This window comes from Faecalibacterium gallinarum (assembly GCF_022180365.1).
Taxonomy (GTDB): domain Bacteria; phylum Bacillota; class Clostridia; order Oscillospirales; family Ruminococcaceae; genus Faecalibacterium; species Faecalibacterium gallinarum.
Map to the genome: position 1 here is coordinate 1 of NZ_BQKV01000106.1, position 13,204 is coordinate 13,204.

A 13,204-nucleotide genomic window follows, 5' to 3' on the forward strand; every position below is an offset into this window, starting at 1 on the left:
CAGCACGCAATCGCTTGCGTCCTATACGAATTACTTTGTTTTTGGAATTGTTTAACGTGCGTTTCCAAATCCGCACGCAATAAGGTTCCGTTACAAGTTTTTCGATATTGTTCAATTTTCAAGGTCCTGTGTGTCGTTCGCCTCTCGGCCGGCGACCTCTTTATTTTACCACCGAACCGTTCGTTTGTCAAGCACTTTTTTCGAAGCGTTTTGAACTTTTCGATCGGTTTCGTGGGCTCCCGAAGAGTCATTCTTTCGTGTGACCCGGGGTGCCTGAGTATAATACCACCGCCGCCCCCTTTTGTCAACACTTTTTTGAAAAAAATTCGACAAAAAGTTTCCCGGGCCGCCAGGTGCGCCAAACCTATTTATATTATAACGGGAATATGATAAAATAGCCTCACCATCTACATCTCAGGAGGTTGCAGAGATTATGCTGAAACGTTTGAGAGAGCGCCGGCCGGTGCTATACTGTGTCGTCGCCGAAATCCTATTCCTATTGTTTATGATGGTCGCGGTATACGGGCTGGCCTTTGGCCTGGTCCTCACCGGGGCGGACTGGTCGGCCCTGGATGAATACGCCATGACCATTTTCCAGGAGCTGGCCGGAATCGCCGTGGCCCTTGTCTTCCTCTTCGCCACCGGGCGGCAGCACCTACTCACCCGCCGGGGCTGCGGATTTTTGGACGGGCTGCTGGTGGGAATGTACCCCCTGGGGCTCATCTGCTATTCCATGGTCGTCAGCCTGACCCTGAGCCGCCCCGACAGCCCCATGCGTTCCCCCCTCCAGATCCTGACCTTTGTGGTGGGTATGTTCTCGGTGGGCATCGCGGAAGAGTTTTTGTTCCGGGCCGTCATCGCCGAAACCCTGCTGGAGAAATTCGGCCCCAGCACCCAGGGCGTCTGGAAAGCCTGTCTTTTGTCCGGTCTGCTCTTCGGGTGCGCCCACCTGACCAACCTCCTCGGCAGCGCCCCCTTTGGGGTTCTGATGCAGTGCCTCTTTACCATATCCATCGGCACCCTGCTGGGGGCCATCTATTTCCGCACCGGCAACATCTGGGTTCCCGTCTTTATCCACGGGTTCATGGATGTGTCCAGCATCATCATCGGCGGCCTGTACGGCACCGAGACCGTCACGGAGGCCGTCAGCAACTACGACGCCAGCATGCTGTCCGCCGTCCTGATCTACATTCTGCCGGTGCTGTTTTTGCTGCGCCGCAAGCGGATCGGCCAGGTGGCCCTGAACTTCCAGGAGGAACTGGCCCCCGCCCAGCAGCCCCCCGCGGAATAACCCCATCACAGAAAACGCCCGTCCCGGGTTCTCTCCGGGACGGGCGTTTTTTCGTTTATTCGTAGTCGATGGGCAGGGTGGGCAGGCCGTTGAGTTCCAGCCCCGCGGTGTGCCCCGCCATGTACTGGTAATAGCCCTGGGCGGCGATCATGGCGCCGTTGTCCCCGCAGAATTTCAGCTGGGGCAGATAGACCTGGGCCCCCAGCTTCTGGGCTCCGTCGTTCACCAGCTGGCGCAGCCGACCATTGGCCGCCACGCCCCCCGCCAGGCAGACCTGTTTGGCCCCGGTATCGGCGGCGGCCAGCAGCAGCTTCTCCGCCAGGATCCCCGCGATCCGCTCCTGGAAGCTGGCCGCCAGATCCGGCACGTTGACGGGCAGGCCCTTCATCTGGGCCTGGTTCACCTCGTTGAGGACCGCCGTCTTGAGGCCCGAGAAGCTGACGTTATACTTCCCTTCCACATGGGGCACCGGCAGCCGGTAGGCTTTGGGGTCGCCGGTCTTGGCGGCGGCGGCCACGCTGGGCCCGCCGGGATAGGATAACCCCAGGGTCCGGGCCACCTTGTCGAAGGCTTCGCCGGCGGCGTCGTCCACCGTGTGGCCCAGGATCTTATAATGGGTATAGCCCTCCACCTGGACAATGTGGCTGTGGCCGCCCGAGGCCACCAGGCAGAGGAAGGGGGGCTCCAGCTCCGGGTGGGTCAGGTAGAGGGCCGCAATATGCCCCCGCAGATGGTGGACCGGCACCAGGGGTTTGCCCGCCGAATAGGCCAGCCCTTTGGCAAAGTTGACCCCCACCAGCACCGCGCCGATCAGGCCCGGGGCGAAGGTGACCGCCACCGCGTCCACATCCTCCATGGTCATCTGGGCGTCGGCCAGGGCTTTCTTGACGGTGGCGCTGATGGCCTCGCAGTGGCGGCGGCTGGCGATCTCGGGCACGACGCCCCCATAGAGGGCCTGCTCCTGGACGCTGGTGGCGATGACGTTGGACAAGAGCTGACGGCCGTCCCGCACCAGGGCGGCGGCGGTCTCGTCACAGGTGGATTCAATTCCTAAAACGATCATGGTTTTCTTTTTCCTGCCTTTTCTCTCTCAACAAGTTGGTCAGTGGGCCTCGAGCCAGTTTTTGCCCTGGCCCACCTCGGTCTCCAGGGGGACGGCGTACTGGACACAGCCCTCCATCTCCTCTTTCAGGACCCGGGCGGCCTTTTCAGCCTCGGCCTCGGGGGCCTCCACGATCAATTCGTCGTGGACGGTGAGGATCAGCCGGCTCTCCATCCCTTCCGCCCGAAGCCGCCGCCAAACCCGCACCATGGCCAGTTTGATCACGTCGGCGGCGGTGCCCTGAATGGGGGTGTTGCGGGCCATCCGCTCGCCGCTGGACCGGACGTTGAAGTTGGAGCTGGACAGCTCCGGCAGGGCCCGCCGGCGGCCGAACAGGGTGCTGACGTAGCCGCTGGCCTTGGCGTCGGCGATGGTCTTGTCCATATAGCCGCTCACCTTGGGGAAGGTGGCCAGGTACTGCTGGAGGAAGGACTCGGCCTCCTTGACCGAGACCCCGATGTCTTTGGAGAGGCTGAACGCCCCCTTGCCGTACATGATGCCGAAATTGATGGCCTTGGCCGAGGAGCGGAGCCGGGGGGTGATCTCTTCCAGGGGCAGGCCGTAGATCTTGGCGGCGGTGCTCCGGTGGATGTCCTCCCCGCTGCGGAACGCCTCCTGCATATGCTCGTCCCCGGTGATGTGGGCGAGGATCCGCAGCTCGATCTGGCTGTAATCGGCGTCCACCAGCACCCAGCCCGGCCGGGCCACAAAATAGGCCCGCAGCTGGCTGCCCAGCTCGGTGCGGATGGGGATATTCTGCAAGTTGGGGTTATCGGACGAGAGCCGCCCCGTCCGAGCCTCGGTCTGGTTGAAGGTGGAGTGGATCCGGCCGTCGGGGCCGATCACCTTCAAAAGGCCCTCCACATAGGTGGAGTTGAGTTTCTGGTAGGTGCGGTACTCCAGAACATCCTCCACCAGGGGGGAATCGTACCGCAGTTTCTCCAGGGTGGCGGCGTCGGTGGACCAGCCGGTCTGGGTCTTTTTGCCGTGGGGCAGGCCCATCTTGTCAAAGAGCATCTCCCCCAGCTGTTTGGGGCTGTTGGGGTTGAAGGAGGGGTCGTCCACCTGCTGCCGGATCCGGGCCAGAAGCTCCTCGATCTTGGCCCGCATCCGGACGCCGAACGCCTCGATCCCCTGCCGGTCCACCAGGACCCCCAGCCGGGTCATATCCGCCAGAACCTGGGCCAGGGGGAACTCGATCTCGTTGTAGAGCTCATCCTCGCCCCGGGCGGCGACCTCGGCTTTCATGGTCTCAAAGAGGCTGGCCAGCCGCCCGGCGTCGGGCCAGTCGGGGCAGTCGAAGGCCGCCTCGGCTTTATAAGAGGCCGCCAGCTCCCCCACCTGATACCGGGCGGCGGAGGCGTCCAGCAGATAGGCCGCCAGTTTGCCGTCCCAGGCGATGGCGCTGCCCCAGCCCCCGGCCGCCATGGCCCGGGCGTAAAGGGGCGCGGAATCAAACACTTCCAGCCGGACGCCGGGGGCATCCAGCAGCCGGGGCAGGTCTGCGTCCTCCAGGGGGTAAACCGTCTGCCCCTGGACCGCGTACCACTGTTCCGGACGGGTAACCACCTTTTTGCTGCCCTGCTTCTCGATCACCGCCGGGCGGGTGGCCAGCTGATACACCCCCGCCGGGTCGAGGGGCAGGGGCGCGATCTCGGCCTCGGGCAGGGCCGGGCGCTCTTCCCCCGCCGGGGCGCCAGGGGCGACCCCATCCAGCCCCAGACGGGGGATCAGGGTGTGGATCTCCAGCTCTTGCAGCAGCCGGACGGCGGCGGGTTTGTCCCCCTCCCCCACGGCATAGGCGCCCTCGGCGGTGTCGATGGGGGCGTTGGTGCGGATGGTGCCCAGGGTCCGGCTCAGCTCGGCCATCTCCCGGCCGGCCAACAGTTTTTCCCGCTGTTTGGGCTTGATGGCCGGGTCCTCGATGTGGTCATAGACCCCATCCAGCCCGCCGAACTTCTGCACCAGAGAGAGGGCCGTCTTTTCGCCAATGCCCTTGACGCCGGGGATATTGTCCGAGGTGTCCCCCATCAGGCCCTTGACGTCGATGAGCTGGCGGGGTTCGAGGCCGTATTTCTCCCGGATGGCATCGACATCCATGACCTGGGTGACGCTCCGGCCCATGACGGTGGAGGCCAGCAGAACCGTGGTGGTGTCGCTGACCAGCTGGAAGCTGTCCCGGTCGCCGGTGGCCAGGAAGCAGTCGTCCTTCCGGGCGGCACAGGCGGCGGCCAGGGTGCCCAGAATGTCGTCGGCCTCCCAGCCCTCGGCGGTGACGATCTTATAGCCGAGGTCGGTCAGGAGCTCTTTCAGCACCGGCATCTGTTCGGCCAGCTCGGGGGGCATGCCGTGGCGGTTGGCCTTGTAGCCGTCGTACATCTGGTGGCGGAAGGTGGGGGCTTTCAGGTCAAAGGCCACCGCCACCTCGTCGGGCTGGCTCTCCCGCAGCAGCGCCAGCAGAATATTGAAAAAGCCATAGATGGCGTTGGTATAGCGGCCGTCCTTATTGGTCAGCAGCTTGATGCCAAAAAAGGCGCGGTTGGCGATGCTGTTGCCGTCGATGACCAGTAAACGCATAAGACGTGGAACCTCCGTTTTTGTACTGCCGGCCCGTCAAAACAGGCCGGGCGCTTCTATCAGTATACCACAAATCCCCCGGGCGGGAAATGTTTTCGGAAAAAAGAGGCGCAAAAAAGCCCGCGCCAGGGCGGCACGGGCCAAAAATGCGGGGAGATCAGTTGTCGATGCGGATGGCGCTGACCGGGCAGTTCTCGGCCGCCTGGACCGCCTGGGGCGCAGCCTCGCCGGGGATCTCGCCCGAGATGGCCACCGCCAGGCTGCCCTCCATGGAGAAAACCTCGGGGCACAGGCCCGCGCACTGGGTGCAGCCGATGCAGGTATCGGGATCAACAAAAGCTTTCATCACAAACGCTCCTTTGGCTGGTAAGATGGGATGCCCCACCCGCCGGGCGGATCACAAGAACACCCGGCGGCGGGGCTCTCTCGTGGACAGTGTGGTCCGGGGCCGGGGAAAATATTCCGCCGCCCTACACATTTTAACCGGGGTATGCTACAATGGCGGCAGAGAATCCCATCACAGGAAAGGACGCAAAACCATGAACATCCAGATTTTCGGCACCAGCAAGTGCTTCGACACCAAAAAGGCCCAGCGGTATTTCAAGGAGCGGGGCATCCGGTTCCAGATGATCGACCTGAAAGAAAAAGGGATGAGCCGGGGCGAGTTCGAGAACGTGGCCCGGGCCCTGGGGGGCTGGGAGAAGCTGGTGAACCCCGAGGCCAAGGACAAGCAGACCCTGGCCCTTTTGGAGGCGCTGGTGGACTGGCAGAAAGAGGACAAGCTGTTTGAAAACCAGCAGCTGTTCAAGACCCCCATCGTCCGGAACGGCCGCCAGGCCACCGTGGGGTATCAGCCCGAGGTGTGGAAGGGCTGGGAGTAAAATTATTTTAACCCACCCGCCCGCCCATTTAGATGTATGGGGGCTCCGCCCCCCCATCCCCCCGCCTAACCGCTAGGCTCTGCGGTTTACCACAAGCGGCGGTCGCTGTTGCCTGCTCTCTTTGCACAATAAAAGCTAACAAAGCCCTGCCTCCCGGGAATTTCCGGGACACAGGGCTTTATTATTTGTTGCTTAATCGCTGGAGCCAAACGCCGCGCCCCTTGGTTCCGGCAGCCGAACGGTTTGAACGGCAGGAACCGCCACTACAGACCGCGAGGTGGGATGTCTTGGCGGGGCCTGACGGGCAAATCCGGGCGGCGGCCCTAGATGCAGCCGTTTTCGGTTTAGAGCCCCACGGGGGCGGGCCCGCAGGGCCGGGGGAACATTTAAAGGGCGGGTGGGTGGGTTTAATAATTATTTCGTCAGTGCCGCCAGCGCCTTCAGGAAGGCGTCCACATTCTCCTCGGGGGTGGCCCAGCTGGTCACCAGGCGGATGCAGGTGTGGGCGGCGTCGGGTTTGCAGTTAAACTCAAAGCCGAAATCCTGGCCCAGGGCCGCCACCACCCCGTCGGGCAGGATGGGGAACTGCTGGTTGGTGACGCTGTCGCAGAGGAAGGTGTAGCCCAGGGCGGCGATCCCCTCTTTCAGCTTGAGGGCCAGGGCGTTGGCGTGGGCCGCCAGCTCCACATACCGGTTACCCTGGAACAGCTGCTCGAACTGGACCCCCAGCAGCCAGCCCTTGGCCAGCATGCCGCCCCGCTGCTTGATGTTGTAGCGGAAATCCGGCTTGAGGGCCGGGTTCAGGATCACCAGCGCCTCGCCGAAGAGGGCGCCGTTCTTGGTGCCGCCGATGTAGAAGGCGTCGCACAGCCGGCCCAGGTCGGTCAGGCTGGGGCCGCCGGCCGCCAGGCCGCTGGACAGACGGGCGCCGTCCAGGTAGAAGTAGAGCCCCAGCTCGTCGCAGACTGCCCGCAGAGCTTCCAGCTCGGCCAGGGTGTAGAGGGTGCCGATCTCGGTGGTCTGGCTGACGTAGATCATCCGGGGGCGGACCATGTGCTCGTCGGTATGGGCGGCGCAGGCGGCCCGCACCGCCGCCGGGGTCAGTTTGCCATTCTCCGCCGGGCAGGCGATGCACTTGTGGCCGGTGGCCTCGATGGCGCCGGTCTCGTGGACGCAGATATGGCCCGAAACGGCGGCGATCACCGCCTCATAGGGCCGGAGGAAGGCCGCGATGGCGGTGGCGTTGGTCTGGGTGCCCCCCACCAGCAGGTGGACGTCGGCGTCCGGGCGGCCGATGGCGGCCCGGATCAGCTCGTGGGCGTGGGCCGAGTGGGGGTCCATCGAATAACCGGGGTTGCCCTCGGTGTTGGTGGCGGCCAGGGCCTCCAGAATGGAGGGGTGGCAGCCCTCGCTGTAATCGTTGGTAAAACGAATCATGGACAAAACCTTCTTTACTCTAGTTTCGGCCTGTTTTGCAGGATTGGCTCCACTATATCACATTTCGACCCAAAATCCAACCGCCCCGCCGGGCCGCCTTGACATTTGGGACCGGAGTTGGTATAGTTAAAAGCAGCGTTCTGCGGGAGTGGCGGAATGGCAGACGCGCTGGTTTTAGGCACCAGTTCCGAAAGAGTGAGGGTTCGACCCCCTTCTCCCGCACCAAAAAAAATCCGAGCCTTTCCCACGGCGGGAGAAGGGTTCGGATTTTTTCGTTCCGCCGGGAAACGGGCCCCGGCAAAAACCGTCACTCGATAAAGGCGAAACTGTCCGGCAGCGCCGAAGCCTGGTCCGGCAGGATCTGCATGGCCTCATACGCGTCGGTGCCCTGCTCAAAGGGGTTCGACTGGGGCGGATAGTAGACCACGGCGCGCCCGTCCCGCTGGCCCAGCTCCATCCCCTTGGGGCCTTCTTCGGCCTGCATTTTGGCCCAGAGCTCGCTGCTCATCTCCTCGATCCGGTAGATGATGGCGCTCTCGTCTTCGTCCTCATAGAGGATATAGAGCACGTTGACCGGCTCGCCCCCCATCTCCTCGGTGTTTTCCTCCACCTTGAGATGATCCCGGAACACCGCCGGCAGCTCAAACCGAATCCCCAGCTGGGAATTTTCGTACACCACCGCTTCCTCTGCGCTGGACGACGCCGTCTGCTCGCCGCAGCCCGCCATAAACAGGAGCGTCGCGGCACAGGCCAACAGCAAAAACGACCATTTTTTCATTGGGGACGCCCTCCTTCAAATGGCAGAATGGGAAGGGTGCGGCCCTTCCTGTACGCCGATTATAGCCCGGCCACAGGGGGAATACAATAGACATTCTGTAAACAAACATCCCCAAAAAGATAGACGGCAGGCCCCCTGGGAGCCTGCCGCTTTTTTCGGTTTGCAACGGGATTTCACCCGGGGAAATACTGTTTTTTCAGCCGGTGGAGCCGCTCCAGCCGCTCGGCCCCCGGCTGGCCCAGCCGGCTGGTCACCGCCACCACCAGGGCATCCAGCAGGGCGGTGGGGGCGGTCATGGAGTGGTATTCCCGCTCCTCCCCCCGGTAGGCGTAAAGGGTGATGTCCGCCTGCTGGTCCGGGGGCAGGCAGGTGCGGCTGACAAAGGCCAGGGTCTGATACCCCGCCTCCCGGCTATGGGCCAGAATCACCTTGCCCTCCTGGGACAGCTTGGAGAAGCTGAACATCACCACCAGATCCCCTTCCCCCGCCTGGACCAAACCTTCCAGCAGCTCAGACCCGCCGGAGGGGAGCAGCGAGACCTCCAGCCCCAGCCGCCGCAGCCGGAAAGAGAGCATCTGGGCCAGGGCCGCCGAGGCGTTTTTGCCATGGATCAGCACCCGCCGGGCCGAGACCAGGGCGTCGGCGGCCCGGTGAAACTCAGGGGTGCGCAGCTGCTGGGCGGTCTTTTCCAGATAGAGCTGCTGGCGCTGGAGCCAGGCCTCGGGGGAGAAATCCGCCTCCTGGGCCAGGGTACCCGCCATCTTGCCCGCCGGGCCGGACATCTGTTCCACCACCAGGCTCTTCAGCGCCTTGAAATCCCGACAGCCCACATGGCGGGCAAACCGGGAGAGGGTCGCGTCCGAGAGGCCCAGCTGTTGGGCCAGCTGGCCAATGGGCAGGTAGAGAAAGCTGTCCATATTGGTGTTGATGTAGTCCAGGATTTTTTGCTCCGCCCGGGTGAGCTCCCCGGCGGAAACAGGCAGGCGCAGTTCCATGGTATATCCCCTCATTGCAGTAATTCCAGCAGCAGCGGATGAAGCGCCCCATTGGTGGCCAGCACGCCGCCGCCCTGTGTGAGGGGGAGAGGGCCGCCCTCCGGCCCGGTGACCCGGCCGCCGGCTTCCTCCACGATCAAGAGCCCGGCGGCGTAGTCCCAGGGCTGGAGCGCCAGCTCCACAAAGCCGTCCAGCCGCCCGCAGGCCACCCAGCAGAGATCCAGCGAGGCACAGCCGCAGCGGCGGATGTCCTGGCAGGCGTCGTACATGGCCCGCATCTGGGCGAAGGCCCGGTCCGCCAGCTGCCGCTGGCCGGGCACCGTCCCCGCCGAGAGCAGGCTGTCGGCCAGGCGGCTGGCCCCGCTGACCCGGATGGGCCGGCCGCTGCAATACGCGCCGCCGCCCCGCCGGGCCGTAAAACACTCCCTCGTATAGGGATTATATACCACACCAAAGGTCACTTGTCCACCCTCGGCCAGGGCCAGGGAGACGGCGCTGTGGCCGAAGTGGTGGATCAGGTTGGTGGTGCCGTCCACCGGGTCCAGAATCCAGAAGGGCCGGGCCGGGTCGATGGAGGGGCGCTCCCCCTCCTCCCCCAGAAACTGAATCTCCGGCGCCAGCTGGGCCAGCTGTTCCCGCAGGGCGTTCTGGACCGCGCAGTCTACGTTGGTCACAAAATCGGTGGCGCTTTTGGCGGCGATCCGCTGCACCGCCGCCGGGTCCGCCAGCAGCTGCCCCGCCCGCTGGACCGCCGCGATCACCTGCCCGGCCAGGGCCGGGGTCAAACCGCTCATGCGATGGCCTCCCGGGCGGTGAGGATGGAGACGTAGTCCCCGCCCAGGGCGTGGATCTCCTTCAGCGACCGCTTGAGCAGGCAGGCCGTCCGCACCTGGAAGGCCGCCTGGTCCGACAGCTGAATCCGATACCGGCCCGCCTCCATCTCGGCTTTCAGGGCCGGGAGGGTGGTGATCTCCTTTTCAAACAGGGTGCTGACGCAGCCATACTGCACCGCCTGGTGGGTGTCGCTGCCCGACACCACCGGAATCCCCAGCTGTTTGCCCAGGGCATAGGTCAAAGCCTCGGTGCGGGCCCGGTCCAGGGCCAGGTCCTTGCCGTTCAGGTCCAAAAAGGACAGCCGGGCCAGCTGGTCCTCCGGCTGCTCGGGCACATGGCCCGGGGCCCGGTAGGGGTGGCCGCAGCCCACCAGCACCGGGTACTCCTCAAACAGATCCATCAGCTGGGCGAAGGGCAGAAACCGGCCTTTTTCTTTGTAGGGTTCCAGCCGGCGGTTCAGCTCCAGAATGGCCTCGAGAGGGCCGATGGAGAGGATATGCCCCACCTCGGCCACGTCGGTCTCCATGCCGGGGAAGATATGCAGGCCGTTTTCCAGCTCCAACGTATCCCCCACCCGGCGGCTGATGGAGGAAAGATAGCCGTAGAGGTCGGCAAATTGGAGGGTGTTGAAATGTTCGGTCAGGCAGAGGGCGTCCAGCCCCGCCCGCCGGGCCTCGCCGAAGAGCCAGTCGGTGTAGGCCGTGGAAAAAGGCAGCTTTTTGGCCAGCTTGCCGTGGGTATGAAAATCCAGTCGCACAGAAAAAACCTTCTTTCTATCAGAGCAGCGCACAGAACAGGATGGACACCGCCACCCACAAAAAGGACACCGCCAAAAACAAGAGATCGTTGTAGCTCACCTTGAGGGCCGCCAGCTTGATCTTCTTCACCGATTTATTGGCGGCGGCGTACCGGTAGCCCCGCAGTTCCAGGGCCTCGACGGTGGTGCGGGACCGCTTGGCGGTGTTGAGCATCAGGGGGTAAAAGGACTCCATGATGATCCTGATCTGGTAAATCAGATACCGCACCTTGCCCATAAAGGTCTCGTGGGCGGGCGGGTTGCCCCGCAGCCGGTAAGAGAGGAGCACGTTCTGGAATTCCTCCATCAGCATGGGGAGCATCCGGTAGGCGTAGGAGATGGAAAAGGACAGCCGCTCGGGGCAGCCGAACCACATCAGGCCATTGGAGAGCCGGTCCGGGTCGAGGCCCGAAAAGACGGTGACCGAGGCCAGGGAGATGGTGGCGACTTTCAGGGTGAGGACCAGCAAAGGCGCAATGGCCGAGGCGTCGCCCCCAAAGAGCAGGGTGGCCAAAAAGAGATACCCCGTCTGGGAAAAGACCCCCACCCCGAAGAGGAAGAGCACCAGCCCCGCCACCCGGGCCAACAGGGTGGTGACCATCACCAGCAGAAAGCACCCCAGCAGAAAGGGCAGCGCATCCACAAACCAGGGCACCAGACCGAAGAAGAGGTACCAGACGATCAGAATCCGGGGGTCCAGGGCGGCAATCACAGTATCGTCGTTGCCGTAGGCGTTTTTGAGCACCTGGCTGCGGAGAAACTCCATGGAGAATTTATCCAGCAGGTTCTCCGACAGTTTATTCATCCGCTTTTGCATGGGTTTGTGCCTCCTTGAACCAGTTGGTAAACTCGTCGACGGTGTAGCAGAGGGCCCCGGGGCAAAGCGCCTGGGCCATGGTGAAGATCTCGGGCGGGCGGATGCCCACCAGCTGGGCCAGGTCCGGCCGGGAGAAGATCTCGTCCCGGGTGCCGTCGGCCACTACCCTGCCCCCGCAGAGCACCACAATCCGCTGGGCCCACTGGCAGACCAGCTGCATATCGTGGGTGGCGATGACCGCCGTCTGGATGATGTCCTTCATATCCTCCAAAACGCTGAGGATCTCCCGCCGGGTGGCGATGTCCAGGTTGGCGGTGGGCTCGTCCAGCAGCAGCACCCCCGGCTCCAGGGCCACCCCGATGGCCAGGCTGGCCCGGCGCATCTGGCCGCCCGACATCAGACGGCCGTCCCGGCCTTCCAGGGCTTTGAGCCGGAACCGTTCCAGGAGTTCATCGGTCCGCTCTTCCCACTGGGGCACCCCACGCACCTGCATGGCGTAGGCGATATCCCCCCGGATGGAATCCTTGATGAACATTTCCTCCGGGTTCTGGTAGACCAGCGAAATCTGGCGGGAGAAGTCCTCCGCCTTTTTATCCGAGATGGACTCCCCATAGAGGGAGACTTTTCCGCTCTGGGGCTTGAGCAGGCCCACCATCAATTTCATCAGGGTGGATTTGCCCGCGCCGTTGGAGCCGATCAGGGCCACCCGCTCCCCCTGGCGGATCTCCAGATCCAGCCCGTCGAAGATGGTGCGGGGCTCCCCTTTCACCGACCGGTAGGCCAGGGACACCTTCTGGAACGAAACCGCCGGGGGTTCGGGCGGGCGGGCCGAGGGCGGGTTCTGCCGGGGCAGGCAGCCCGGCACCGGAAAGATCCGGCGACCTTCGGCCACGGTGGTGGGCAGGGGCGAATCCGTCGGCAAAAAGCCCGCGTTTTTCAGCCGGCAGGCCGCCTGGGTGACCTGCGGGGGGAAGATGTTGCACTCTTCCAGCTCCTCCACCCGCTGGAGGGCCTGACGGGTGGGGAGTTTCCAGGCCGCGCCGCCGTCCTTCATCAGCATCACATGGCGGCAGTAGTCCGCAATGTACTCGGTGTGATGTTCGATCACGATGATGGTCTTGCCCTGTTTTTCGTTGAGCTCCCGCAGAACCTCGTAGATTCGGTCCGCGTGCAGGGGGTCCAGCTGGGCGATGGGCTCGTCCAGGATCAGGATCTCGGGCTGGAGGGACACCGCCCCCGCCAGGGCCAACAGATGGGTCTGGCCCCCCGAGAGCTGCCAGACGTATTCCTCCTCCCGCCCGGACAGGCCGCACTGGGCCAGGGCCCGGCGGCCCCGCTCCTGGTAGTCGGGAAAGGCATAGTTCAAACAGGAGTAGGAGGCGTCGTCCAGCACCGTGGGCCGGACGATCTGGTTTTCAAAGTCCTGGTAGACGTAGCCCACCTTCTGGGCCAGGGCCCCCACGTCGCTCTCCAGCGTATTCACCCCAGCCACCCGGACCTCTCCCGTCAGATCCCCGGTGATGAAGTGGGGGATCAGGCCGTTGAGCACCTTGCACAAAGTGGACTTCCCGCATCCGTTGTTTCCCACAACGGCCAGGAAGTCCCCCTGCTCGATCTCGAGAGAAATATCCTTTAAGGTGGGCTGAGAAGCGCCGGGGTAGGTGTAGGTCAGGCCGGCAATCTCAACCACATTCAT

The 13,204-nt window shown here is 63.7% G+C and carries 12 protein-coding genes and 1 tRNA gene; 3 read left to right on the forward strand and 10 right to left on the reverse strand.

Annotated elements, in window-relative coordinates:
• Positions 1 to 505 precede the first annotated feature (505 nt).
• Entirely contained in the window at positions 506 to 1,291 is a 786-nt protein-coding gene (locus tag JCM17207_RS12260) for a CPBP family intramembrane glutamic endopeptidase (protein ID WP_238317915.1), read from the forward strand.
• 55 nt (positions 1,292 to 1,346) lie between these two features.
• Here JCM17207_RS12260 and tsaD read toward each other — a convergent pair whose 3' ends face one another.
• From tsaD to JCM17207_RS12275, 3 genes are all read right to left on the reverse strand, one after another.
• A complete protein-coding gene (gene tsaD, locus JCM17207_RS12265; RefSeq protein WP_238317916.1) occupies positions 1,347 to 2,354 on the reverse strand; it encodes a tRNA (adenosine(37)-N6)-threonylcarbamoyltransferase complex transferase subunit TsaD in 1,008 nt (335 codons plus the stop codon).
• Positions 2,355 to 2,393: 39 nt separating this feature from the next.
• A complete protein-coding gene (locus JCM17207_RS12270; protein ID WP_238317917.1) occupies positions 2,394 to 4,970 on the reverse strand; it encodes a DNA polymerase I in 2,577 nt (858 codons plus the stop codon).
• Positions 4,971 to 5,127: 157 nt separating this feature from the next.
• Entirely contained in the window at positions 5,128 to 5,316 is a 189-nt protein-coding gene (locus JCM17207_RS12275; RefSeq protein WP_238317918.1) for a ferredoxin, read from the reverse strand.
• Between the two features lie 193 nt (positions 5,317 to 5,509).
• Here JCM17207_RS12275 and JCM17207_RS12280 point away from each other — a divergent pair, with 193 nt between their 5' ends.
• Positions 5,510 to 5,851, forward strand: a complete 342-nt coding sequence (locus JCM17207_RS12280; protein ID WP_238317919.1) for an arsenate reductase family protein — start codon at positions 5,510 to 5,512, stop codon at positions 5,849 to 5,851.
• A 414-nt stretch (positions 5,852 to 6,265) separates the two neighbouring features.
• On the opposite strand, the gene JCM17207_RS12285 is transcribed toward JCM17207_RS12280, so the two are convergent.
• Positions 6,266 to 7,288 (reverse strand): threonine aldolase family protein, encoded by a 1,023-nt coding sequence (locus JCM17207_RS12285; RefSeq protein ID WP_238317920.1) that lies wholly within the window; start codon positions 7,286 to 7,288, stop codon positions 6,266 to 6,268.
• A 142-nt stretch (positions 7,289 to 7,430) separates the two neighbouring features.
• Between JCM17207_RS12285 and JCM17207_RS12290 the strand changes: the two genes are divergently transcribed.
• Positions 7,431 to 7,513 (forward strand) — tRNA-Leu (locus JCM17207_RS12290).
• Positions 7,514 to 7,595: 82 nt separating this feature from the next.
• On the opposite strand, the gene JCM17207_RS12295 is transcribed toward JCM17207_RS12290, so the two are convergent.
• The 6 genes from JCM17207_RS12295 to JCM17207_RS12320 form a co-directional block, all read right to left on the reverse strand.
• Positions 7,596 to 8,066: a hypothetical protein gene (locus JCM17207_RS12295; protein ID WP_238317921.1), complete on the reverse strand. Its 471-nt coding sequence runs from the start codon at positions 8,064 to 8,066 to the stop codon at positions 7,596 to 7,598.
• A 173-nt stretch (positions 8,067 to 8,239) separates the two neighbouring features.
• Positions 8,240 to 9,061 (reverse strand): MurR/RpiR family transcriptional regulator, encoded by an 822-nt coding sequence (locus JCM17207_RS12300; protein WP_238317922.1) that lies wholly within the window; start codon positions 9,059 to 9,061, stop codon positions 8,240 to 8,242.
• Between the two features lie 11 nt (positions 9,062 to 9,072).
• Positions 9,073 to 9,855 (reverse strand): inositol monophosphatase family protein, encoded by a 783-nt coding sequence (locus JCM17207_RS12305; protein ID WP_238317923.1) that lies wholly within the window; start codon positions 9,853 to 9,855, stop codon positions 9,073 to 9,075.
• On the reverse strand, positions 9,852 to 10,652 hold the full coding sequence (locus JCM17207_RS12310) for a PHP-associated domain-containing protein (protein ID WP_238317924.1): 801 nt from the start codon (positions 10,650 to 10,652) through the stop codon (positions 9,852 to 9,854). Before JCM17207_RS12310 ends, JCM17207_RS12305 begins: the two co-directional genes overlap by 4 nt.
• Before the next feature lie 19 nt (positions 10,653 to 10,671).
• Entirely contained in the window at positions 10,672 to 11,508 is an 837-nt protein-coding gene (locus tag JCM17207_RS12315) for an energy-coupling factor transporter transmembrane component T family protein (RefSeq protein ID WP_238317925.1), read from the reverse strand.
• On the reverse strand, positions 11,489 to 13,204 hold the full coding sequence (locus JCM17207_RS12320; protein ID WP_238317926.1) for an ABC transporter ATP-binding protein: 1,716 nt from the start codon (positions 13,202 to 13,204) through the stop codon (positions 11,489 to 11,491). Before JCM17207_RS12320 ends, JCM17207_RS12315 begins: the two co-directional genes overlap by 20 nt.